This window comes from Leptospira montravelensis, assembly GCF_004770045.1.
GTDB classification, from domain to species: domain Bacteria; phylum Spirochaetota; class Leptospiria; order Leptospirales; family Leptospiraceae; genus Leptospira_A; species Leptospira_A montravelensis.
Genome location: NZ_RQFO01000017.1, coordinates 564,511 through 589,229, shown reverse-complemented (window position 1 = coordinate 589,229; position 24,719 = coordinate 564,511). Strand labels below are relative to the sequence as shown.

At 37.8% G+C, this 24,719-nt stretch carries 23 protein-coding genes; 17 read left to right on the top strand and 6 right to left on the bottom strand.

What is annotated here, in order from left to right; genetic code table 11:
* Positions 1–24 precede the first annotated feature (24 nt).
* From EHQ31_RS16660 to ftsZ, 5 genes are all read left to right on the top strand, one after another.
* Positions 25–1,734, top strand: coding sequence for a caspase family protein (locus EHQ31_RS16660; RefSeq protein ID WP_135572154.1), 1,710 nt, complete (start codon positions 25–27; stop codon positions 1,732–1,734).
* A gap of 296 nt (positions 1,735–2,030) precedes the next feature.
* Positions 2,031–2,396 (top strand): LIC_10421 family protein, encoded by a 366-nt coding sequence (locus EHQ31_RS16655; RefSeq protein WP_135572152.1) that lies wholly within the window; start codon positions 2,031–2,033, stop codon positions 2,394–2,396.
* A 115-nt stretch (positions 2,397–2,511) separates the two neighbouring features.
* Positions 2,512–3,243, top strand: coding sequence for a cell division protein FtsQ/DivIB (locus EHQ31_RS16650; protein ID WP_135572150.1), 732 nt, complete (start codon positions 2,512–2,514; stop codon positions 3,241–3,243).
* Between the two features lies 1 nt (position 3,244).
* Positions 3,245–4,483, top strand: coding sequence for a cell division protein FtsA (gene ftsA / locus EHQ31_RS16645; protein WP_135572148.1), 1,239 nt, complete (start codon positions 3,245–3,247; stop codon positions 4,481–4,483).
* Positions 4,484–4,493: 10 nt separating this feature from the next.
* The gene (ftsZ, locus tag EHQ31_RS16640; RefSeq protein ID WP_135572146.1) at positions 4,494–5,684 is read left to right on the top strand and encodes a cell division protein FtsZ; all 1,191 of its coding nucleotides are present in this window, start codon (positions 4,494–4,496) and stop codon (positions 5,682–5,684) included.
* Between the two features lie 44 nt (positions 5,685–5,728).
* On the opposite strand, the gene EHQ31_RS16635 is transcribed toward ftsZ, so the two are convergent.
* Genes EHQ31_RS16635 through EHQ31_RS16625 form a run of 3 tightly spaced genes read right to left on the bottom strand, consistent with a single transcriptional unit; the run spans position 5,729 to position 8,524 of the window.
* Positions 5,729–7,135, bottom strand: a complete 1,407-nt coding sequence (locus EHQ31_RS16635; protein ID WP_135572145.1) for a COG3014 family protein — start codon at positions 7,133–7,135, stop codon at positions 5,729–5,731.
* 16 nt (positions 7,136–7,151) lie between these two features.
* On the bottom strand, positions 7,152–7,730 hold the full coding sequence (locus EHQ31_RS16630; protein ID WP_002977008.1) for a hypothetical protein: 579 nt from the start codon (positions 7,728–7,730) through the stop codon (positions 7,152–7,154).
* A 35-nt stretch (positions 7,731–7,765) separates the two neighbouring features.
* Positions 7,766–8,524 (bottom strand): hypothetical protein, encoded by a 759-nt coding sequence (locus EHQ31_RS16625; protein WP_135572143.1) that lies wholly within the window; start codon positions 8,522–8,524, stop codon positions 7,766–7,768.
* Between EHQ31_RS16625 and EHQ31_RS16620 the strand changes: the two genes are divergently transcribed.
* The 3 genes from EHQ31_RS16620 to ispF are packed head-to-tail and all read left to right on the top strand — an operon-like array spanning position 8,484 to position 10,496.
* Positions 8,484–8,999, top strand: a complete 516-nt coding sequence (locus tag EHQ31_RS16620; RefSeq protein WP_135572141.1) for a hypothetical protein — start codon at positions 8,484–8,486, stop codon at positions 8,997–8,999. The genes EHQ31_RS16625 and EHQ31_RS16620 overlap by 41 nt on opposite strands.
* A gap of 19 nt (positions 9,000–9,018) precedes the next feature.
* Positions 9,019–10,005 carry a quinolinate synthase NadA gene (nadA, locus tag EHQ31_RS16615; RefSeq protein WP_135572138.1) on the top strand — a complete coding sequence of 329 codons (987 nt, stop codon included), beginning with the start codon at positions 9,019–9,021 and terminating at the stop codon, positions 10,003–10,005.
* Positions 10,006–10,010: 5 nt separating this feature from the next.
* Positions 10,011–10,496 carry a 2-C-methyl-D-erythritol 2,4-cyclodiphosphate synthase gene (gene ispF / locus EHQ31_RS16610; RefSeq protein WP_135572136.1) on the top strand — a complete coding sequence of 162 codons (486 nt, stop codon included), beginning with the start codon at positions 10,011–10,013 and terminating at the stop codon, positions 10,494–10,496.
* Positions 10,497–10,501: 5 nt separating this feature from the next.
* Here ispF and EHQ31_RS16605 read toward each other — a convergent pair whose 3' ends face one another.
* Positions 10,502–10,957: a hypothetical protein gene (locus EHQ31_RS16605; RefSeq protein WP_135572134.1), complete on the bottom strand. Its 456-nt coding sequence runs from the start codon at positions 10,955–10,957 to the stop codon at positions 10,502–10,504.
* Between the two features lie 131 nt (positions 10,958–11,088).
* On the opposite strand from EHQ31_RS16605, the gene EHQ31_RS16600 reads away from it, so the two are divergent.
* From EHQ31_RS16600 to EHQ31_RS16570, 7 genes are read left to right on the top strand one after another with little or no spacing between them, the layout of a single operon-like run.
* Positions 11,089–13,074, top strand: a complete 1,986-nt coding sequence (locus EHQ31_RS16600) for a SpoIIE family protein phosphatase (RefSeq protein WP_135574006.1) — start codon at positions 11,089–11,091, stop codon at positions 13,072–13,074.
* Positions 13,067–14,113, top strand: coding sequence for a lipocalin-like domain-containing protein (locus tag EHQ31_RS16595; RefSeq protein WP_135572132.1), 1,047 nt, complete (start codon positions 13,067–13,069; stop codon positions 14,111–14,113). Before EHQ31_RS16600 ends, EHQ31_RS16595 begins: the two co-directional genes overlap by 8 nt.
* A 3-nt stretch (positions 14,114–14,116) precedes the next feature.
* Positions 14,117–15,127 carry an ABC transporter permease subunit gene (locus EHQ31_RS16590; RefSeq protein WP_135572131.1) on the top strand — a complete coding sequence of 337 codons (1,011 nt, stop codon included), beginning with the start codon at positions 14,117–14,119 and terminating at the stop codon, positions 15,125–15,127.
* Positions 15,124–16,173, top strand: a complete 1,050-nt coding sequence (locus EHQ31_RS16585) for an ABC transporter permease subunit (protein WP_135572129.1) — start codon at positions 15,124–15,126, stop codon at positions 16,171–16,173. The genes EHQ31_RS16590 and EHQ31_RS16585 overlap by 4 nt, the downstream gene beginning before the upstream one ends.
* Complete coding sequence (locus tag EHQ31_RS16580; protein WP_135572127.1) at positions 16,170–17,159, top strand: ABC transporter ATP-binding protein; 990 nt, start codon at positions 16,170–16,172, stop codon at positions 17,157–17,159. The genes EHQ31_RS16585 and EHQ31_RS16580 overlap by 4 nt, the downstream gene beginning before the upstream one ends.
* The gene (locus tag EHQ31_RS16575; protein WP_135572125.1) at positions 17,152–18,108 is read left to right on the top strand and encodes an ABC transporter ATP-binding protein; all 957 of its coding nucleotides are present in this window, start codon (positions 17,152–17,154) and stop codon (positions 18,106–18,108) included. The genes EHQ31_RS16580 and EHQ31_RS16575 overlap by 8 nt, the downstream gene beginning before the upstream one ends.
* Before the next feature lie 7 nt (positions 18,109–18,115).
* Positions 18,116–20,197 carry an AsmA family protein gene (locus tag EHQ31_RS16570; protein WP_135572123.1) on the top strand — a complete coding sequence of 694 codons (2,082 nt, stop codon included), beginning with the start codon at positions 18,116–18,118 and terminating at the stop codon, positions 20,195–20,197.
* Positions 20,198–20,239: 42 nt separating this feature from the next.
* Here EHQ31_RS16570 and EHQ31_RS16565 read toward each other — a convergent pair whose 3' ends face one another.
* Positions 20,240–21,763, bottom strand: coding sequence for a MutS-related protein (locus EHQ31_RS16565; RefSeq protein ID WP_135574004.1), 1,524 nt, complete (start codon positions 21,761–21,763; stop codon positions 20,240–20,242).
* Between the two features lie 229 nt (positions 21,764–21,992).
* Positions 21,993–22,223: a hypothetical protein gene (locus EHQ31_RS18985; protein ID WP_004785568.1), complete on the bottom strand. Its 231-nt coding sequence runs from the start codon at positions 22,221–22,223 to the stop codon at positions 21,993–21,995.
* A gap of 166 nt (positions 22,224–22,389) precedes the next feature.
* On the opposite strand from EHQ31_RS18985, the gene EHQ31_RS16555 reads away from it, so the two are divergent.
* Complete coding sequence (locus EHQ31_RS16555) at positions 22,390–22,602, top strand: hypothetical protein (protein WP_244247444.1); 213 nt, start codon at positions 22,390–22,392, stop codon at positions 22,600–22,602.
* Between the two features lie 68 nt (positions 22,603–22,670).
* Positions 22,671–24,719, top strand: a complete 2,049-nt coding sequence (locus EHQ31_RS16550) for an AMP-dependent synthetase/ligase (protein WP_135572121.1) — start codon at positions 22,671–22,673, stop codon at positions 24,717–24,719.

Sequence of the window (24,719 nt, the reverse complement as noted above, 5' to 3'; positions counted from 1 at the left end):
ATCCGGATAAGAGGAAACCCAATCATGTTTTCGTTTCGAAACATATTTGTTTGTATTCTAACGGCCTATCTCATCGGATTACCGGTGTTTGGGCAGAACCGCTATGCGTTGTTTATTGGAACTAACTACAAAGGGAACACAGCAAAAATCCCTGAGTTAAATCTTTGTGAAGCAGACGCAAACTTCCTAAAAGAAAAAATTCAAAAAAAAGGGAACTTCAAGGATATCAAAGTCCTGTTAGGTTCTATGGTCACTCGCGACAACGTAAAAAATGCGATTTCCCAATTGGGTAAGGTTGTTGGAAAAGAAGATTCTGTCTTTTTGTATTTTTCCGGCCACGGAATGTATATGAAAGATGCGAAGGCAAAAAATGGAATGCGTAACTACCTCATTTGTTATGATCGCCCGCATATTTCCGATGAAGAACTTAATGAATTTTTAACTGATATCAAATCCCAAAAAACTGTCCTTGTGATGGATTGCTGTTATTCAGGTGGGATTGCTAAAAAAGGAAAAAATACCCGAGGTGCAGCAGAAATTCCGATTGCCCAAGGAAATGACGGGGTAGTGCGCCAAAATGCGGAAGATTATTTCTTCCAAGACAAAGCGGTCATTTCATCCTCCGATGATGACCAAACTTCCATTGAAGTGGGTGGGACCATCAACCACGGTATTTTTACTTACAATTTTGGAAATGCCCTAGAAAAAGCGGACCTCAATAACGATAGTGTTGTGACAGCTCTCGAAGCCTTCTTTGTGGCAAAGGAAGAAACCGTCAAAATGGCACGCCAGTTCAACCATGAACAGACTCCCCAAGTTTCAGGGAATGCGGCAGGAATCTTTTTGTCTGGTTCGCCAAAACCACAAAATCCTCCACCAAAACCACCGAATGTTGTGATCAATGTTCCCATCACACCAGTGGAAACCACAACACCGAATCATAACAATACAACTCCCCCACCTGTAGCACCTGAGCCAGAACCCACTCCTGCCAACGATACTACAGTGGTCATTCCCCCCATCACAGAAGTGGAACCACCGGCACCTCCTTCTATCACAACAGGAAGTATCCTCATTCGTACTTCTATCATCAAAGATAAATCTTACGGGGGAGCGGCCACCAAGTCGCCATACGACCTTCTCAACAAACAGGGAAAACTAAAATCATCACCGGCAGAAGAGAAAATAAGGTCGATCAAAGTCCTAGTGGATGATCAGGAATACACATCCCAAGTCACAACAGAGAAATCAAAAATCTGGGGATCCGTGACCAAAAATGGAACTCTCATCCAGGGAGATATCTACAATGTGAAAATCGATAACCTTCCTGCAGGGGTCCACCAAATCGAGATTCGTGCGGATAAGTATCCCATTTACAAAACAGCTACGGCTGTGATTCCGAAACAAACGGTGACTGTGGATGCGATTAACTCAATGGACGGATTTGGAGCCATTCGTGGGCGAGTGTTCTATAAAACCCTAGACAACCCCATTGAAAAGCACCCGATTTATATGCCGACCGTGGTTTCTACAAACCAAATCTTTAAAGTTACTACAGACAAAGATGGATACTTTTGGTTCACGAACTTAAAACCAGGGAAATATGAAATCCGAGCTAGTTTCATGGAAGAGATGAAATTGGAAAATTCAGAAATCCATGTCAAACCGGGAGAAGTGACCAATGTGGACATCATTCTCAATAAAAAATTGAGTTATACGAAGACAAAGTACTGATTTAAAAACTTTCAACCTGTCTTGGAAAGTTGGAAAAACCCTCTACGGAGGGTTTTTTTATTTAGTAAGAACTGTCTGAATTCCTGTTTAGAACCTAATTATGGATCCAAAAGATTAAATTTAATCTGAAATTGATTAATATTAATCCGGATTTCTCTTTTTTTCTTTTTTTGCGGCCTAATTGGGGAAATTCTTTGTAATTTCCGATTGAATTTAATCCTTATCAGAAGATTCTTAGAGTCATAGAATACAAATAGGGAATCGGAAAAAGAGGTTCCCACTCTAGAGAGGATCACATGAAAACAACAAAGATAATCGCAACAGGGATCTTAGCAATGGGACTTGCAACAGCAAACCTACACGCTTTGGATACAAGCGAAAGATTAGAGCTTTTGGAGTCTGCTATGATTGAACAAGCAACTACTCCTGCGCAAAAATCTGCCGTTTCGGAATACCTTGCGAACATCGCAAAAGAAAAAGTAGAAATGGCTCAGGCACTTCGTGACAGAGCAGGATCTACTAGAGGTGGTAAGGCTCTTAGCCAAATGAACGAGAAGAAAGAACTTCTTCGCCGTGCAGAGGCTCTTGAAAAAGATGCCAAAAAATACCAAACTATCTCTATGGACCTTCATTCAGGATCCATGCAGGTAGCACAAAACTAAGCACCTCAAACCTTACGTTTGAGAATTGCGAGAAAGGTCAGGTTCGCCTGGCCTTTTTTTGTACCTTCCTGTTAAATGCTTTCCAAACAACCTAACTATGTGACATAATTAATATATGGTTGACACCCCCCAAGAAATCAAAGAAAAACGATTTGGGCGTGTGATTCCTATCCTTTTAGTCTTTCTGGGCCTTGTGGCATTAGGACTAATTTTTCGCTGGGCAAGACCAGTGAAACCGGTGGCTCGTGTGGAGTGGCAAGGCCTTGTGGCCCTCTCTCCTCCTCTGGTGTTTCAGTTTTTGGGAGTGGATCCAAAAGCCCCAAACATTGGGAATTGGAAGGATTGGGAGAAACAACTTTCGAATCATCCTAGGATTCGTAAGGTAAGAATCACCCGTGATCCCGACGGATTTTTGATGATCAACATACAGGAGAAAGTTGCCGAATTTGTCATACATGTAGGAAGTTCTCTATATGAAGTGGATGAAAATCTGGAGATACTTTCCAGAGACCGAGTGTTAGCTGATCACTTAATTGTGATTAGTGGACAGTTCACTGTGGGGGAAAACAAACTAGAAGGCAGGCAAATTTTTGACATCACCAAAGAAATGCGACACGCTCTTTCTCTATACCCAACACTCAAATCAAGAATTTCAGAACTTGTCTCTGAACGTGACGGAAATTATACCATGTATTTAAAATCACCTAACTCTATAAAAGTATACCTAGGTGATAAGTTAGAATTAAATGTATTTCGTAAATTATACGCATCCTTGGCTTATATGGAATCAGAAGCCGTAAAAGTAGTTTCTATAGATTTACGAGGTGAGGACGCCGTTTACCATTAGTATGAGTTATGATGACACACCGATTATAACGGCTTTGGATTTAGGATCCTCACTTGTCAAAGTTGTCATTGGACGACTTCTCGGGGAACATGAAATCGAAATCATAGGTACTGGAGTTTATCCTTCTGCTGGTATCAAAAATGGTTCTATCGTTAACATAGAAACTACAACAAAGTCCATCATAGAAGCGTTTGGTGATGCTGAACTTATGGCCGGCCAAGAAGTAAATACGGTTGTTGTAAATGTTTCCGGGAAATCCGTACATGGATTTAACGAAAAAGGAATTATTGCCGTAACTAACCGAGAACGGATTGTATCGGAAACAGATATTATGCGGGTTGTGGAAGCAGCACAAGCCGTTCATGTACCAAACGACCAACAAGTCATCCATGTCTTAACAAAAGAATTCAAAGTGGATGACCAAGTAAACATCAAAGACCCCATTGGAATGACGGGAGTTCGTTTAGAAGCAGAAGTACATATTGTATCTTGCGGAAACACTGCACTTAATAATATTGATCGTTGTGTGGAACAGGCCGGACTTTTGCAAATGGATCGCGTTTTATCTAGCCTTGCCTCTTCAGAAGCCATTCTCACTTCGGGCGAAAAAGATTTAGGCACCGCTGTTGTTGATATTGGGGCTGGAATTTGCGACATCATTATTTATGTAGATGGAGGAATTGCTTTTTCTTCCGTAGTTCCCTTTGGTGGATTTCATATCACTAGTGATATTTCTATTGGTTTAAAAACCACTGTAGAAACGGCCGAAGTCATCAAAAAACGTTATGGCCATACAAGAATTGATATGGTAGATCCTACGGAAAAATTTGAAATCCCATCCATATCGGGAAGACCATCCCGTTCTGTTTTCCGTCAGGAATTAGTAGAAATTTTAGAACCTAGGGTTCGTGAAATTTTAGAAATGATTGATCATGAACTGGTGCGATCAGGATTTAAGTCGAGTTTGGCGGGAGGAGTTATACTTACTGGTGGAACCTCTCTTTTGCAAGGGATTGAAGCCACTGCTGAGGAAGTATTACGCCTATCAGTTGGTCGTGCCAAACCCGCAGGACTCAGTGGACTAGTCGATAAAATCTCATCTCCTGAGTATGCAACTGCTGTTGGTCTTATTAAATATAGTTCAAAAATACAAAACTTAGAACAAAGAAACATGCACTCCGGATCTGATTCAGACGGTTGGATGAAGAAGGTTCGTCGTTGGATGGAGAATAATCTCTGAGGAAATGTCTATGTTATATCTAGAAGAAGAAAAAACAAGCCCGGCTATCATCAAAGTCATCGGAGTGGGTGGTGGTGGAATGAATGCTGTCACTCGAATGGTTCATTCCAAAATGACAGGTGTTGACTTTATTGTGATGAACACCGACGAACAAGTATTACTGAAGTCACCAGTAGAAGTGAAAATACAATTAGGTAATAAAGTCACTCGAGGAATGGGAGCTGGTGGAGATCCAGAACTTGGAGAAAAAGCTGCCATAGAAGATAAAGAACGGATTGTTTCGGCCTTAAAAGGTGCGGATATGGTTTTTGTCACCGCTGGTATGGGCGGTGGAACGGGCACAGGTGCTGCTCCTATCATTGCAGCCATTGCAAAAGAAATGAAATGTTTGGTAGTGGGAGTGGTGACAGTTCCATTTTCTTTTGAAGGGAAACGTAGAGCAGAGCTTGCCAAACAAGGAATCGACCAACTCCGTGCCAATGTAGACACACTGATTACCATTCGTAACGATTCTATCTTTCAAGTAGTAGATAAAAATACTCCTGTGGATATGGCATTTCGAGTGATCGACGATATTCTGTTAAACGGTGTACGTGGAATTAGCGATATCATCAATCATCCAGGCATCATCAATGTAGACTTTGCTGATGTAAAAACCATTATGAAAGATACCGGAGATGCGATTTTGGGTGTAGGGGAAGGTCGCGGAGAAACTCGAGTGAGTGAAGCTGTGGAACAAGCTATCAACAATACCTTGTTAGAAGATTCTAGCATCCAAGGGGCAAAGTCTCTCCTCATCAATGTAACTGGTGGAAATGACCTCACCATTCATGAATGGAATGAAGTTTCTCAAATCATCACGGCACAAGCAGATCCTGATGCGAATATCATCATTGGACTGAACGAAGACCAGTCCCTTTCTGACCAAATCCGAGTCACAGTGATTGCCACTGGTTTTAATAAAAAAGGAAAACAATACCAAAGAGAACAAAAGGCGGTAGGTTCAGAAGAATCTGTTTCACCGATGGTTTACATCCGAAAGTCGGAAGATAAGGATTCAGTTTTTGGAAAGGAACAAGAGTCTGTTCGCAGCATTCGACAATCCAATCGCGGATTTTCATCTCAAAAACAATCCTCCCCATTTCAAAACTACGGAGAGGATTACGATATACCTGCCTTTCTAAGAAGAAAGAACGACTGAAGTAAATTTTCTTCGACTCACTAACTTTATAATAAGTTGGTGAGTTAATTCGTGTAGGAGCGTATTGAAACAAACAGCGGTTTGTTGGCCTCTACTAAGAGTTTTTTAGGTGCAGCGGTTACCACCGAACCTGGAGATTCGACCTTAAAGTCATATTCTCCCGGTGCCAATAGGATTCTTTTGATTTGGAAGTTTGCAGGGATGGTTCTCCAACAACGTAGGTCTGGTGCAATGGTTTGTGAAACGGCAAGCCCGGCAGCCGCACCAGCCGCAACGCGGATGAGTCCAGAAACTAAATCATTATTTTTAGTTTTGCCACCTGATTCGATGGCACGAGCCATAGCCTCCGATGCAATCACTGCCGCCACAACTTTTAAAGACAAAGAAGTTAGGTTCTTGGTAATCAGAGTTTTATAACTTTCGTTAAAGTTATTCATAGCAGTTTCAGAATAGTTATTCATGATATCTGAATAACCAACGTCTACACCATTGATAAAATATTTCTTTGGAAGAGAACCATTCGGATCTCTTTCTTTATAGACAGGAATGGGATTTTCTGCAATGGAAAGTGCTGCAATCGCACCCGCAAGAGAAGCACCTGCCCCTTTTGCTCGTAACCCAATTTCTACAGCACCTCGCAAAGCAACGGCAAAGTATTCATCTTCCATGAGTTTTCCCCTGGACATTTTGATGGCTGACTTTCCTGCTTCGTGAATGATAATTACCTCGGAAAGTTTTTCGCTTTCTGGAGATGTTTTTTGCATTGAGTTATTGTAAGCCTGTAAACTAGTTCTACCTGCTGCATATTTTGATTGATCTCCAGAATCTCCTTCTCTAACAGCTAACAGGTATCTGTCGGCCAATAGGTTTTGGCTTTTCCCAATGATTTGTTCCATATTTTTATATTGAACCCTTGCATCATTGTAGCGGCCCAATTTTTCGGAAACATAGGCATCGATAAGACGTGCAGCATTGTTTTGTCGATATTCCGGTGCCAAAAAACGCATTTCTTTTAATTCAAAGTCTAATCTTCGAAAATAAATTTTAGCGTTATTCATATCACCTTGGAGGAGGTAATTGTTCGCAATATAGAACTTAATCATTACCCTTTCAAAGTCTTCTCCGGTATAATTGGATTCGTTATCAGATAAAATAAACGATAGTCCTGACCGTGTCATACTAACTTTTATATTGTCTGCTATGTCCTCCGCTTCTTTGAAAACCTTATTGGAGGTTACATAATCTCCTTTGGTATGAAAAATCATACCGGCTTCCATTAAAAATAGAAGTTTATCTTTATTGGAAGAACCTTCATAAAGTTCTCTAATTTTGGGAATGGCAGATTCATAATCTTGTCCATAGTAAGCGGACTCGGTTGCTTTGATGATTTTGTTATAATCACTGGCACAACCGAGAATGAAAAGAGAGAGAAAGAGAATAATTTTTTTCATGAAAGACGGGTAGGGATTACCAACTAACCCCTTTATTTCCTCGAACAGCTAATTTACGATAGGAAACTTTTTCAGACCAAACAGCAATTGTAGTTTCTACTTCTACAAGCTCAATGTTGATGGACTGTTCTACAATTTTTTCTCCATCAGAAGTAAACATGTTTTCATTGATTTCACAACGAACAAAGAAGTTGGGAGACTTGAGTTTTCCAATGGATAGTCTATTAGAAGTGAGTCCGGACAAACTGAACTGAATCTCATTGAGGGATTGTTCTCTTGTTTTTGTTCTTACTGTATAAATTTTACTTTTTATGAGTTTGGAAACAAAGGCATTGTCAAAAAGTTCGGTTTGGATTTGTTCCGAAGTATCGTTACGAGTTGGAAAGTGAGCAACGAAGACACCTTCTTCATGTGGGTTTTCTTTGAAGTATTCCCCAATTTGACCTGCAAGTTTGTCTGCAGCTTTTACTAATTCCTGGCTAGTTAGCCCACCTGAGTCGGAAATATAATCATCAGCATTGTCAAGTCGTTTGGGACTGCTACTGCATTGGAATAAGAATCCTACTAAGAGAAAGGAGAAAAGAATTTGTTTCATAACCCCACTTATATGGGGGATACAATTAGGTCTTGTCAATTCCAAAAATCGGCTTTCAGTTCCTCTAATTTTGCGTTGCGGTAAGAAGTTTTTTCCTCTTCGGACATTTCTAAAATTTCCCTGGAGTAAATTAGTTCTACTACTTGGCGAAGAAACATAGGGCTTTCCCAAGATTGGATTTCCCATTTTTCGTTTTGGTAAAGTTCCCACTTCTTTTTTAGAAAGATTCTTTTCCTTTCCCTAGAATAACTGTAGGGATTTTTCTGAACATAATCGTCCAGAAAGGAGAGAAGTAAAACAGGCGGAGAAGTAGGATGTTTTGGAAAAATGAGATTGCGAATCATAAGAGGAAATATTTCTTCTGTTAAGCGATTCACGGCTGTTAGTTTTTCAAAAGAGGTAAGGTCCTCTTTTTGTTCTACCACCAAACTTTTTTCCTTCCAATTCATAAAAGCAACATATACAGCATAAAGAACATGGCCTCTTTCGTCTGGATAGGTTTCGAGTAAATATTCATAGGTTTTGTCTCTGTCTCCCTTCCAAAGATAAGATTCTTTTCCTCGCATTGTTTCTAAAAAATCGCGTAAATCTTGCGGATAACCGGGTCCAATGAGGACCTCGGGACGATTTTGTAACCTCTGCCAGTAGACCTCAGATCGAGAGTCGTAGGAAGATTGTTTTGGGTTCTCGATGGATTTTTTCAGAAAAAGGATATAGACAAGTCCACTCAAAAAGAGGGAAAGTAGAATCAGTATGAAAAGGAAAGTGATGGTTTTCTTTTTGATAACGGGCATTGTCTTTGTGGCAAGTGGCTGTACAAAAAAATCCAAAAAAGATTCAAATGCGGAATTACTTGCTTCGATCTTATCGCAAGGGACAGCCATTGATTCGGCTTGTCAAAGGTTTATTTCATCAGAAGCAAATTGTGTAGCCACACCAGATTCTAGTGCTGCGGTTTGTTCAGGCCTAATTTCTCGTGTTAAGGGAGAGATCCTTCCGCAAGAACTAAATACAGATGCAGTAGCCATTTTATACTTCGATTGTTTTACAAAAATAAACTTAACTTATAATGTAACAAAGGCATGTAATCGGAATTCTTTTAATACTAACTCGGACTATCGCAAAGTCCAAAGAACAGGGAGTTCTCAAGCGGAAATTACTTACAGAGAAAATTTGAACAAATGTGGGTCTTTAGAAAATGAAGTTCCCCCTGCCGATTCCGGGCTCAGTGAAACAAATACCATCCTTCGTTCTGATCCGTTTTTATAAATTCATTTAGGAGTGCAATATGTCACTGGTAACTAAAGACCAATTGGTCCAAAAATTAAACCCCATTTATCTTCCACACGAAATTGAAGAACGTATTCTTCCATTAACCGAAGAAATCAATAAACTCAAAAAAGAAAAAAATGCGGTGATCCTTGGGCATAATTATATGACACCCGATGTTTTTTGGGGAGTGTCTGATATCATTGGAGATTCGTTGTATCTTTCTAAAATGGCAAAGGAAACAAAGTCAGCCATGATCCTTTTTAATGGAGTTCATTTTATGGCAGAAACTGCTAAAATTTTATCTCCAGAAAAGAAAGTTCTAATAGCTGATCCTAAGGCAGGTTGTTCACTTGCTGAGTCCATCACTCGAGACGACGTTAAAGCATTAAAATCCAAATACCCTGGAGTGCCTGTTGTAACTTATGTTAATTGTTCGGCGGAAGTAAAAGCAGAAACCGATGTTTGTTGTACTTCTGCAAATGCTTTGCAAATTGTAAATGCAGTAGAAGGTGACACAGTTATTTTCCTTCCAGATGAATACTTAGCAGGAAATGTGCGAAACCAAACTTCTAAAACCATTATCTCGCACCCTGGTCGATGTATGGTGCATGAAATGTATACACCTGAAGATATTCGTTCCGCAAAGCGGTTGTTCAGTGAAGGTCTTACTGTTATCACTCATCCTGAGTGTCATGAAGATGTGGTAAAAGAAGCCGATTTTTCAGGATCTACTTCGCAGATGGTGGATTTTATCAGACAAAGCAAAACTAATAAGATTATGCTTGTGACAGAATGTTCGATGGGTGATAACCTTCGTGCGGAATTCCCTGAAAAAGAATTTGTTTCCACCTGCCAAACTTGCCCACACATGAAAAAAATTACTTTGGAAAAAGTAAGAGATGCGCTTTTAAAAGAACAATTTGAAATCTTTTTAGATGAAGAAGTGATTCGTCTCGCACAAAAATCAGTCAATCGTATGTTAGAATTGAGTTATAAAAAGTAGGATCTATGTTTAGAATTGGAAACGGAATCGATTTTCATAAATTAATCCATGAACCTTTTCGGCCTTTAGTTTTGGCTGGTGTCGAGGTAAAGTCGGAGTTTGCATTTCTTGGTCATAGTGATGCCGATGTAGTTTTACATGCTGTGGCTGATGCAATTCTTGGAGCTTTAGCCCTTGGAGATATTGGAGTTCATTTTCCCGATACGGACCCTCAGTACAAAAATATGAAATCCACTCGGATCATTGATAAGTGTTTAGAACTGATCAAAGAGAAAAAATTCAAGTTAGTAAATGTTGACTGTACTTATGTAGGAGATCATCCTAAAATCAACCCGATTCGGGCAGAACTAAACGCTTCTTTGGCAAATATCACAAAATTACCGTTAGACTGTGTGTCGATCAAAGCAACCACATCTGAAGGAATGGGCTCACTAGGAAGAAGTGAAGGTGTGATGGTGATGGCTTCGGTTTTACTCGAAAGTATAAAATAAAATTATTAAAATAGTTTTTGTTTTCCAGATGCAATATGGTCTAGGTCTGCATCGCTAAAAAATAGAAATAGAAGTTTGGAAATTAGGTTGGGGTTTGTTTCCATTTCCCATTTTCCGTGGATGCGAACGCCGTTCTGAATTGCTTCCAACCGATAGGATTCCTTTAGGATCCGGTAGTGTTTGAAACCTTCTGCCGAAATTTGAAACTCAGGTAGACCTTGTGTATTGGAAGCGATTGTAGTGCATTTTACGATTTCTCCCATAATTTTGGTTTCCCAACTTTCACCTACCACAGGCAATCGAGATGCTTTCGGTTGGAATGAGTCATAAAGAACTTTTTGTACAATTTCCTGTTTATTTGTGACTTCCCATGTCCTTTCTAATTGAGTTCCACTTTGTCGCAATATTGCCACTGCAAAAACTAAAACAAAAACGCCAAAGACACGAAGATACCAAATCATATCTCCATTGAAAAATCTATTGCCTAGGGATCGATTGAAATTTATTTTTCTCATACCGAAAGGAAACTTGTGGGAGGGTTTTGAAACTGCATTCAGGAAGAGAAATATCATCGAAACGTGTCTCAGGACTTGTGCAAGTATTTCAACGTGAATATCATCTACCAAGGCATACCAACCCGTTTCCAGAAATTTTAGATGATACCATCTACAATCGAATTTTAAAAGATCCTAACTATTGGATCTCGCAAGAATTAGAAGATAAAATCATTCAAACTGTTTCCCAGTCTATCGATATATCCGGGATTTTATACCATTTAGGAACAGAAAGTCTCATTACCAATGCTTATGAATTGCTTCCTTTAGATGACTCTAGGATTGATTTAGGGGAGATGATCGAACGGCTTCCCATTTTAATTGGTCGCCTAACGAGAGTAGTTTATTTAAACGTAAAACCAACATCTAAACAAAAGGTAATATTTGTATTTACTTATTTGCCAGAATACCAAGAAAAATGGTATGATGCGGTCTTTTTTCAAGGTATGTTAAACGGCCTTGCCGTCCTTTTTGAACTAAAAACTTTTTCTATCCGAATGACTAAAACCAAACTTTTTGGAATCCATGTTTCTCACAAAGAATTAGGGGACGATATACTTTTTGGTGCTGAGTCCAATGAATATGAAATGGAATGGGAAGATGACAGTTTATTTTTATCTCGTTCTCGTTTAACAAAGGATGATGTAAATCATCGGCATAGAGTTATGGTCACTTCTCGGATGGATTCTCAGTTGGAAGAAATTTCAATTGTGGATGTCAAAGATGTGGTTGGGAAGTCTCGTGAGTTAGCGATTGAAAATCGTGATTTGGAAGCGGCTGTAGAAGTATTAAAATCTTTCAAACAAGAGTTAGAGAAAAAACAACTTTCGATGGCGAAGGATTTAAGACTCGCTAAAAACATCCAAAAGGGTCTTATCCCAGAAATTATTCCTGATTGGAATGGAATCCAATTTTGGACTGCTTTTGTTCCTATGCAAGAAGTCAGTGGGGACTATTATGATTACTTTCCGTATAATATGGATAAGTTGGGAGTCGCAGTTTGCGATGTTTCGGGGCATGGAGTTCCTGCTGCTTTTATCACTGCTTTATCCAAGTTATTATTTTCAAATTATAAAAAACCAAAACCCTCGGAAACTTTCAAATTAATCAATCGAGAACTTTTGGATTTAGTAAAACAACAAGGTTATACAACTTGTGTTTATGTTTTGATTCACGATGACTATAGGGTGTTATATTCTATAGCAGGTCATCCAAGGCCCATTCTTTACCGAGCCAGTACCAAACAAGCTGAGATATGCGAAGGGGATGGAACATTTCTTGGAATGTTTCCCGATGCCGGTGATACTTTCCGAGACTTTCAGATCCAACTAGAACCGGGTGATAAATTATTCTTATACACGGATGGTTTAACTGAAGCGGAAAATGATAAGGGAAAAGCTTTTGGAGAAGAGAAACTCATTCATATCATTGAATCTTGTGCAGATAAATCCATTCAGGAAACTGTAGAAACCATTCTAACCAATCACAAAGAATTTACAATGGGTACAGACCCAATGGATGATATCACTTTACTTGGCCTTCAACTTTCTCCTATGTTGCCCGAATTTAATTTGATTAAGGCAAAGGGAGATGAGGCCTATCGCAAAAAACTTTTTTCAGAAGCTGTCGATTATTATGAACAGGCTCATCAGATTTTACCACGTGAATTAGACACACAACTTTCTTATGGGAAAGCGCTTGCATATAGTGGAAACTTTGAAAAAGCCATTAGTTTGTTGGAATCATATAATAAATTTAAAACCAATCATTTTAAATCACATTCGGTTCTCGGTTATTGTTACTACCAAGTAGAGATGTTTGAAAAAGCAGAAATCGAATGGAAAAAAGCACATTCCATTAACGACTCTAACCTATCTAATTTATATAACCTGGCTCAGTTATATCGAAAGTTAAATCAAAAGAAAAAAATGAAAGATGTAATTGAGAAAATGAAACGAATTGAAGAAACTTATCTTCATATCCATCCACTTGAGAAGAAGTGGGAATCTTTACCTGATGAATAGAGTAATAATTTTAATCCTATCCTTTAGTTTTTTTCATTTTACCTTCCCAAAAGACCATAGTTTCCATTCTGATTTCGGATTGGAATGGTGTTACTTCGTAGGTCATCTGGAGTCTGCCAACGGGAATCAATATGGATATGAATTGTCTTTTTTTCGTTTAAAACTATCTGATGGTTCGGACTGGAATGCCGAAATATTTCCTGTTCATTTTGCAATTTCCGATTTTTCAAATAAAATACATCAATCCTCACAGACCATTAAACGGAGTATAGGTGATCTTGCTGGTTATTCAAATCAATCCATTTATAGCGGTGACTACCATTTAAATATTATTTCGAAAGATAAGTTCCAGATTACAGCAGGGTCAAAATCTAAAAATTTAAGTATCAATTTGGACTTACAAGGAAGCGGAAAAATTTTAGTACACGGTAAAGATGGTATTTCCATTAAGTCGAACAGAAACCCTAATATCTTTTCGTATTATTATAGTTATCCGAGACTCATTACAACTGGACATTTAGTTCTGAACGGAAAAAAGGAAACCATTATTTCTGGAACTTCTTGGATGGATCACGAATGGAGTGAAAAAAAATCGAAGTCCTTACCAACACTTGCTACCGGAGAAACGGGTTGGGATTGGATCTGTTTATCGGACAGCTCCGGCGGAGATTATGTTTTTTTTCGGTTTCGAGAATCGAACACATCTTTTCCAGAAATTTTTGGAACCTATCGAAACCCCGAAGGAAAAACTATCTACTGGAAAGATCCTGGCCAAATCCAAATGGAACCCATTGGACCTTATTGGAAAAGTCCTGTTACAAAAATAGAATACCCACTCCACTGGAAAATTAAATATCCTGGTGGGGAATGGAAGGTTTCTCCTATTTTCAGTGAACAAGAGTTTGATGGAAGCAAAACCACATCGACAATCTACTGGGAAGGTGGAGTGGAAGCTGAAGATACATTCCAAAAAAAGTCAGCCAAAGGATATTTAGAATTGAAAGGTTATAAAAAGCCGAAAGACTGGTGGGAGTTCTGAGATATGTGGAAATATTTTTTAAAACGTTTTTTACTCATCTTTCCTACTTTACTTGGAATCACTTTCCTTGTTTTTTTGATCTCCCATTTTGCGCCGGGTGGCCCACTCAATAGTGAAATTGCAAAACTTAAAGGTTCTGGAAATTTAGCTGGTGCATCCACCAAACAAATTTCTCAGGAAGAAATTGAGCTTATCAAACAAAGGCTCCACTTAGATAAACCTGCTCCGGTAGCCTACATACTTTGGCTCAAACAAATTGTTCAATTTGATTTGGGTGAATCAAGACTACACTCTCGTAAGGTATCCGAACTCATCGTAGAAAAACTTCCTGTATCTCTTTTTTTTGGTCTGTCTGGATTCTTTTTAACATATTTAATTTGTATTCCTCTGGGAATTCAAAAAGCATTAAAAGAAGGAAGTCGATTTGATTTTATTTCTAGTTTTATAATCTTTTTCACATATTCACTTCCTGTTTTTGCTTTTGCGATGTTACTTTTGTATCTATTTGCATCGGGAGAAGTTTTTTCTTTTTTTCCATTGGGTCATGAAGTTTCAGATTTTTACGAAGAATTAAGTTTTTTGGGAAAAGTAAATGATCGCCTAACGCATATGTTCTTACCTGTGATTTGTTATGTAGTAGGTAGTTTTGCAGTTTTGACTCTACTCATGAAAAACAGTCTACTCGATCAGATTGCCAAAGAATATGTTAGGACCGCTGTTTCTAAAGGACTAAGTTTTTCCGATTCAATTTTTCGCCATGCTTTTCGTAATTCACTCATTCCCATTGCCACCGGTTTCGGAAGTAATTTAACTTTAATTTTCTCTGGATCGTTATTCATAGAGTTGGTTTTTAATATCGATGGGATGGGTCTTTTAAGTTTTGAAGCTGTAAGAGAAAGAGATACAGATTTAATGATGGGGTTACTTTTAACACAAAGTTTTTTAGGTCTTATTGGAAAGATTGTCTCTGATTTTTGTTATATACTCATTGATCCGAGGATAGATTTCGAATGAACTTTATATCGAACCCGGCAAACGTTCGTAAGTGGGAAAAATTTAAAAAAAATAAACGAGCCTATTACTCGATGTTAATACTTTTTTATACTTACATTTTATCTTTGTTTTCTCCACTACTTATAAACAACAAACCACTGTTTGTGGTATTTGAAGGAAAAGTTTCTTTTCCTATTTTTAGTTTTTACCCAGAAACAAAATTTGGCGGAAATAATTTAACAGAGCCAAATTATAAAAAATTAAACAGACAGGAACAATTTACAAACTCTAAAAACTATATGGTATTTCCTCCCATTCCTTTTGGAGTCAATGAAGATAACTTAGATAGTTTAGAAGAAGGAACTAATCCTCCATCGAAACCAAACTTACGCCATTGGATGGGTACAGATGATAGAGGAAGGGATGTCTTTACTCGTATCATTTATGGATACCGTCTTGCGATGACCTTTAGTTTGATTTTGATCATCGTTGAAATTATCTTAGCTTCCTTAATTGGTGGAATCCAAGGATATTTTATGGGTCGATTGGATTTAATTTTACAACGCGTTATTGAAATACTTTCTGCTATTCCATTTTTATATCTGATTCTAATTATGGGTTCGTTTTTCGGACGTGGATTTATGGTTCTCATTGTTACCTATGGTTCTTTAAGTTGGATTGGTCTTAGTTATTATATGCGCGGTGAGTTTTTGAAACTCCGCAAACAGCAGTTTGTTGATGCTGCTAAAACTCTCGGCGCCTCTTCGTTTTCCATCATTATGCGTCATTTATTACCAAATTCCATTACTCCACTTGTCACCTTCTTACCCTTTATTTTAATTTCTGCCATTTCTGTTCTTTCAGCCCTTGACTTTTTGGGTTATGGAATTCCGGCACCGAATCCTTCCTGGGGTGAGCTCATCGGGCAAGGAAGAGAAAGGTTAACAGCTTGGTGGTTGATTACCTTTCCATCAGTTGCATTATTTTTAACGATTTTGTTTTCGGCATTTGTAGGGGAAGGACTCCGCGATGCATTTGATCCAAAAGACAAGGTGGCTTACGAATGAAAGAAATTGAAAAAGCCATACAAGTAAATGACCTTTCGATCCAAATCAAAACTGACGATGGAATTTTACCTATTGTCGATAACGTTAATTTTTATCTAACAAAGGGCGAAACTTTAGCTCTTGTGGGAGAATCCGGCTGCGGAAAGTCGATTACGAGTTTGGCACTTACTAAATTGTTGCCATCTAATACAACTTCGTACCCGACAGGATCAATTGTATTTGAAAAACATGATTTATTAAAAATGTCCTCTGAGCATCTAATGTCTGTCAGAGGAAGAAAGATATCGTATGTCTTTCAGGAGCCATTTTCAGCATTAAACCCACTTCATAAAATTGGAACCCAACTCACTGAAGGTTTTATATTACATGGTCTTGGCACCAAAAAAGAAGCAGAAGAAAAGGCAGTTTACTTATTGGAAAGGGTAGGGATTACAGACGCCAAACTTAGATTAGGACAGTATCCAAATCAATTTTCGGGTGGTATGTTACAGAGAGTTTGTATTGCAATGGCACTTATGTGTGATCCTAAGATTTTAATTGCCGATGAACCAACGAGCGCCATCGATGTTACCATCCAATTACAATTGATAGAACTTCTAAAAGACTTACGAAAAGAAAATGGAATGTCAGTACTGTTTATTTCCCATGACATTGGACTTGTGAGTCATATAGCAGATCGGATTGCAGTGATGTATGCGGGAAGGATCATTGAACAGGGAAGTGTCGGTCAAATCATTGATAACCCGAAACATCCTTATACACAAGCATTAATCGCTGCTTACCCAACTCATGAAAACATTGGCAAAAAACTTTTGACCATCGAAGGAATTGTTCCTTCTCCTAAATCTTATCCAACTGGTTGTCGATTCCATACTCGCTGTAATGATAAACTTTCAAATTGTCACGAGTCAATTCCTAAGGTAATCTCTTTATCTGATAACCAGTCCGTTGAATGTTTTTTATATGGAGGAAAGGAAAGTGCTTAATGTAAAAGATTTGGTAGTTTCGTATAAACAATCCCAATCACTTTCTTTTTCTTCAAAACGTCTCGTTGCTGTGGAAGGAGTAAGTTTTACAATCCCGGAAGGAAAAATTTTAGGCCTTGTTGGTGAATCAGGATGTGGTAAATCCACTATTGGAAGAGCCATTTTGTCCTTATTACCTTTTGATTCAGGATCTATCCAATTTGAGAATCAGGAAATTAAAAACATTCCCAAAGAAGAATTAAAGGCACTAAAACGAAAAATCCAAGTTGTCTTTCAAGATCCATATTCTTCGCTAAACCCTCGTTTTACGATTGAAGAAATTATTACGGAAGGTCTACAAATTCATTTTCCTAATTTATCTACGTCAGAAAAAAAAGAAAAAGCAATCCAGGCACTTGCAAATGTCAATTTGCCAGCAGATATTTTACATCGTTATCCTCATGAATTTAGTGGTGGGCAGAGACAAAGGATCGCCATTGCACGTGCTTTAATTTTAGAACCAAGTCTTGTTGTTTGCGATGAGGCAGTTTCTGCATTAGATATTTCTACCCAAGCACAAGTAATTAATAATATTTTGTTATTACGTGAAAAATTTGGCCTATCTTATTTGTTTATATCTCATGACTTGAACATAGTAAAACACGTATCGGATCGAATCGCTGTCATGTATTTAGGACAAATTGTTGAAGAATGTAGTCGTGACGAGATCTCACAAAAACCATTACATCCTTATACAAAGGCTTTGTTCTCTGCTAGTTTTGATCTTAAAGATAGAACAAAAGTCTCTCAGCCTTTAATTGGAGAAATTCCTAGTTTGATGAATAAACCTCGCGGCTGCAGATTCCATACAAGATGTCCTATTGTTCAAGATATTTGTAAAACGGAAGAACCTGTGGAAACATTTCCTACGCAAACACGTAGAGTAAAATGCCATTTTCCATTGAAGTAAAAACTCAATGAAGTTAAGCATTCGAGACAAAATCAAAGGTGTTATCGGTAAAGTACTGCTAACATGTATTTTTGTCGTTTCGATGACTATGTTTTTTATTCTGTATCCACTAATTGCAGATCCAGACTATTATAAAAAATTAATTCTCGATACGACAAACCAACTAACAGGCCTTGAGGTGAATTACCAATCGTCGGAACCAGTTTTTTTTCCATTTCCTGGAATTGAGCTTGGTCAGGTTACTGTTTCCAAAAATAACGACGAGTTAATTCAAGTCCACAAACTTAGAATTGAAGTTTATTATGGTGTTTTTATTGGAAAACCATTAGAAATAAAAAAGATTTATCTCAATACTGGGACTGTTGAAATGGTTCGCGAAAAAAACGAATCCTTTCCAATTTTTGAACGAATTCTATCTAAATCGGAATCTTCAAAAATTGAATCCCAAAATTCTACTGAAGTAATAACTGAATCAGAAACAAAATATTATTTTTCAAAGGTATTTGCAAGCTTTGTAAACCAAATCGAAATTAAAAACATTACGATTCTCTTTGAAGACAAATTATACTCGCGCAATATCAAATTATATCTTTGGGAAACAACGTTTCAGTTAGATCGAGAACTCCGAAATTTAGATGTTTATATTTATGGTAAGCTAAATGAAGAACCAATTTCATTCAGTACAAATATTACATTTGTTACTGAAGAAATGAGTTATGAATCTTCAAGGTTAGAAGGTGAGTTTTCATTTCAAAATATAAAAGGTATCGATCTTCATGATATATTGATTATATTCACTAATGGAGATTTACGATTTGTAAAAGCTACTGGTAATTTCGTATTTTATAAAAGGGACGAAGCTAGAATATATGCAGTTGTTGATCGATTACATATTCGCGATTTAGCTTTGAGAGATGGTAAAACCTTTGCCGACGGATTAGTTTCAACAATCATGAACTATGACATTCGCGAAGACAAATTATCTTTCGCAAATATCGTTGTGGATTGGAAAGGTAAATCTAAGTTAAACGGATCAGGATATGTTAACTTTTTAAAACCGCCTTTATCTCCAACAATTTCTTTTGAAGGAACTTCAGACTATTTAGATGTCCCAAGTATCGTTAAAGTAATTAAAATTTGGATTGATCCGGATTTTGAAAAATCCATTTTAACAAGAGGTATTCCTAGCACTGGTTATGTGAATAGAATGAATGCGTATTTGAATTTTAATTTAAGAAATTTAAACGCTAATGATTTTCATGTAGATTCTTTGAAATTAAACGTGCACTATGCAAAAAGAAAATTAAATATTACGAAATATGAATTAAGAGCTTATGAAGGTATGGCTTTTGGGACAGGCCATTATCTATGGGGGAAAAACGCGGGCCTCGAAATCAAAGGGAACATTAAGAATTTAGCGATAGCGCCGATTTTATCCGATCTTTTCAAAATATCTCCCATTACAGGAAAATTGGATTCCGAGTTCGTTTTAAATTCGCCTGCTGATACAGAAGATGCACTAATTAAAAACTTACAAATTAATGGGAACATCAACGCAATGAATGGTGAATTGTTAAGTTATACTAATATCTTAAAACCAATCAGTTCCATTGGAAGTGTAATTAATTTAAAAAAGGTAGATTTTAGTAAAGCGACACCGTATAACGAACTCAAGTTTGATTTTCGTTATATAAAAGAAACGATTGAAGTAACTAATTTTAATTTAAAAGCAGATGGGATTGTTGGGTCTGGTGGTGGCAAAATTGGTTTTAATAAAAATATCGATATGAAATTCACTGTAGGTTTTCCTGGAGTTGCAGGAAGAGCCTTAAAACTTCCTATTATTTATCGAGGAACATACGGTGTTTCAACTCCATTTATCGATCCTATTTGGCTTGGTTCTGTCTATGCAGGAACTATTTTTTTAGCAAGTCCTGCCGGTGCTGCCGTTGGTGGAATTGCAGGATCTGCCATGTCTGAATATGTAAACAAAGCCGTGGATAATGTCACTGGTGGAGTACAAAAAGGATGGAAAGGAATTAAGTCGTTGTTTGGTGGGAAGGAAGAGGAAGGAAAAAATGACGAATAACTTAGTTTTATTTTATTCGGTTTTTAGTTTTTAAACTAACCTTCATTCCTCTTCGTTTCGAATCGGAATCCCTTCTTTTTTTAGAATTTTTAGTGCGTTTGTGGACCCGGAAACACCATCGCGAATTTTGTAATCAAAATCCATTTGGCCACCTACTTCTAATTCAGTGAAATGAAATCTCTTGGCCCAAGGAATTTCTGCCAGTTTCAAATCATGTGTAGTTAAAAATACAATGGTTTGTTTTTCCCTTAGGACAGAAAGTATCTCTCTGGTTGCAATATAACGTTCTTTAGAATTGGTTCCTTTCAGAATTTCATCTAAAAATAAAACGGGGACTTGGTCGGAATTTTCTGCTGATTGGATGATCGAAGACAATCTTCTTACTTCGCTGTAAAAAAAGGAAACTCCATCCTCCATTGAATCTTGAGAACGAATCAATGTATGAATTTTAAATTTTGGAAATTTAAAATTAGAGCCGAGCACTGGTGCTCCAGAACCTGCAAGTAACAAAGACATAGCAATGGATCTGAGATATGTTGTTTTCCCACTCATATTAGACCCAGTAACAATCATTAGGTCTCCTGGTTCCATCGGGGTAAGAGGATTAAACACTCGGTTTGATTTTGGAAGGAGAGGGTGGACTAAACTATCTGCACTAATAGTTCCTTGCGCGGTGAGTTCTGCAAAACGAGCCTCTGGGAATAAAAACCCAAAATTCACAAAAGGAAGTAAGGAATCTGTTTTTAAAATTTGAATTTGAAGTTCATTCCAAAGATTTCCAAATTGATTTTTCCATTTTTCTAGGGATTTAATTTTCCAAAGATCCCATAAACATAATAAATTTAGAATCAGGTGGGGTAAGGGAGAAATGAGTAACTCGGAGGAATCACCGAGTGATGAAATGCGGCCTATCATTTGTTTGGTGGTTTTTCTTTCTTTTGCCAAATAAATAAAAGTTTTTTGAAACTGGGAAGCACCAGAGGAAAGTGCCTTAATCTCTTTCCATTGTTTTAAAGAATCACGACGATAACTCACAAACAAAATTCCGTTGCCAAGTAGAAGGAGTGGGAGAAGAGGTAAGTCAAATAACAGTCCTAGAACCAAATATATGGGAGTAATCACACCCCAAATTGGGAAAAAACCCTTTAAAAACCTTCTTTTTTTCCAAAAGGAATCTTCCTTCTGTACTTGCAGTAAGGAAACTTTTTCATTGGGTTCTATATCCGGTACCAAAAATTTTCGTAAGAGATGATAAGCATAAGTGGAATTTTTATTTAAGATGTTTCGAACTTCCCCTGCACGTGATTGGAGTTTTGGATCTTCGATAGGTTCTTGTAAAAAGCGTTTGAGGTAGGTCTGAAATCCCACTTCCGTGACAGTTGTATCATAAATCCCCAAAAACCCCTGTTTGGTGCAAAGATCCAAATCAATCGAAAGAGGATGATTTTTTACACGTTCAGGATACTCCCAAATTTCTCGTGTTTTAATTTTTTTAAACTCACCACGAAGTCTTGCGAGTTCTTCTAAAATCAATGAGTTTGTTTTTTTGGCGTATTGGATTTGAATTTTGCGTTTAGAATATAACTGAACTAAATACAAAAAAGGGAAAAGAATGAAAAGCGAATATAAATACTCTTTCCAAGTTTGGTGGCTGAGATAACAAAATAGAAGTGCTGTTATAAAAGAAAAAAAAGTGATAAACCTGAATACAGAAACTTTTTTAAGTTTTTGTGTAAGGAATTGGATTTTGTTTTGGTAACGTTTGTCCCTTTGGGTTAGGAACAGATAAGTTGGATTAGTGGAAAAGAGGTCGTTCGTAATTTTCTTCTTCCCGGCGAGAAATCTCAGTGTCGAGAACACGAATGAGACTTCCTAAGTCATTTAATCTCCATTTGTCGATGAGGCGACCTTTTTCCCGACCGGAAAATTTGTTCAAATATAGAGTGCCAAACAGGTCTTCCCCATACTCATAAGCAACGAACCGTCCGTTTCGTCTGCCAGTAGAATTTTCCAATCGAATCGTCATGAACGAATACCAAAAATCAGATAAAAAAAAATAGTACAAGCAAAATTTTTTACTTCAGGATATTCATTTTCCGGCGATACATATATTGGGGAAAGGCTACTTACCACGGATGGTTGAGGAACCTTAAAAACAAATACCCCGGAAACCGGAAAGCACGGAGGCTTGTATGGATTTCTATCCCGATATGAATTTGGAGTTTAAAAGCTCCTTTACGAAGACCAACCAGTTTTTAGCCAACACACAAGACGAAACCCTACTCCCACAAATGGGACTTGCGGCTCGTAACCTACTCAATCTCGAACAAATGACCAAACTCCACGAAATTCGCAAACGCCATTTGAAAAAAGGACACCAACGCGAAGGGTTCCACTGGGACTAAACACCTAAATTTCTCTTGACCATCTGAAAGTAGGGCCTATCATAAAGACCGCTTTTAGATGGAGAGATATGGCAAATAACCTAGCAGAAGTTTATAAGGAATCCGCAGAAAAATTCGGTCCAAGACCCGCATTCTGGTACAAGAATGCCCAAAAGGATTACCAAGCCCTCACTTACAAGGAACTTTACGAAGACGGGCTGGCACTGTCAGAAGCCCTCATTGAATTAGGAGTTAAGGCTAGAGAACACGTTGGAGTTCTCGCTGACAACCGTAAGGAATGGATCATCGCCGATTGTGCGGTGTTAACTGCAGGAGCAGCTAACGTTCCTCGTGGATCTGATATTACTGATTCTGAAATCGTTTATATTTTGAATCATTCCGAAGCAAAAATTGTTTTCGTGGAAAATGATAAAGTTTATGAAAAATATAAAAACAACAAATCGCAACTCAAATCAGTAAAAACTGTTATCATTATGGATAAAGATACCAAACTCAAATCGGGTTCTGGTATCCTTCATTTTTATGATCTCCTAGAACAAGGGAGAGATTTGCGTGCCAAAGGGAAACGCGAAGCAGAAAAACGAATGGCCGGTATCAAACCGGACGATTTGTACACACTCATTTACACATCAGGAACCACAGGAATGCCAAAAGGGGTCATGCTCATGCATTCCAATATGATTCACCAAATGCATTATGTGGTTCCTCGTGTTGCCAAAGTATCACCTGACGATCGTTTATTGTCCATTCTTCCTGTTTGGCATATTTTTGAACGAGTTGTGGAGTATTTTGCCATAATCAACGGTGGTTCTACTTACTACACAAAAGTAACAGAACTTCGCAATGATATCCAAAAAGCAAGACCAACTTTTATGGCATCCGCTCCACGTGTTTGGGAAAGTATTTATAACGGAATTTACACTCGTATCAATGACCCAAAACAAACTCCGCCAGTTAGAAGGTTTTTGTTTAAAGTTGCCTACTTTTTTTCTAAACATTACCATGCGGCAATTCGTTTCCTAAAAGGTTGGGAGGTAGATTATGAAGGAAGAAATATCATTCAATCGTTAGGATTGTCACTTTTTTCTATCGTAAAGCTTTTGTTAACTGGCCCATTTACAGTAACTATCCTTTCTATACTTGCAGCACAATTTGGATTACCAGAGGAAAGTCCTTTCAAAACACCTTTGTATGTGGTGGCAGGATTAGGAGTTTTATTTAATTCCTTTACCTTGGATCGCATTGTACTCGCAAAAATCCGTCAGGCGACTGGTGGGCATTTACGTGCCACACTTTCTGGTGGTGGTGCTCTACAAAAACATGTGGATGCCTTTTTTATGGATATCGGAATCACGGTTCTTGAAGGTTACGGTATGACAGAAACTGGGCCTGTAATTTCTGCACGAACCTTTGACCGTCCGATTATGGGTTCGGTGGGTGATATTGTTCCCCTTAGCCAAGTGCAAATTCGCGATGATGCGGGAAATGTCCTTTGCCATATCGACGACAAAAAGAATATCATCTTTGGTAAGTTAGGTGTAAAAGGGGTGGTTCATCTCAAAGGACCACAGGTAATGAAAGGATATTACAAAAATCCTGAAACTACTAAAAAAACCATAGTGGACAATTGGATGAACACCGGTGATATCGGGATGATTAACTTCAAAAAAACACTGACTCTTACAGGTCGTGCGAAGGATACAATCGTTCTTCTCGGTGGAGAAAACGTAGAACCGGTTCCAATTGAAAACAAAATTGATGAATCACCTTATATCAAACAGTCGATGATTGTGGGCCAAGACCAAAAAGTTCTTGGAGCGATCATCGTTCCTGACTTTGATGCACTGGTTCCTTGGGCAGAAGAAAACGGAATTTCAGAAAAAAATCCTGATAAACTAATCACCAATCCTAAGGTTGTGGATTTTTATAAAAAAGAAGTCCGTAATTTTAACAGTGTTAAAACAGGTTTCAAAAACTTCGAACAAGTGCAGTACGTAACACTCATTACAAAACCATTTGAGGTTGGTGATGAACTGACTAACTTAATGAAGATGAAACGACATGTAATTACGGAAAAATACAAAGACAGAATTTTGGAACTCTACAAAAACAGTTAA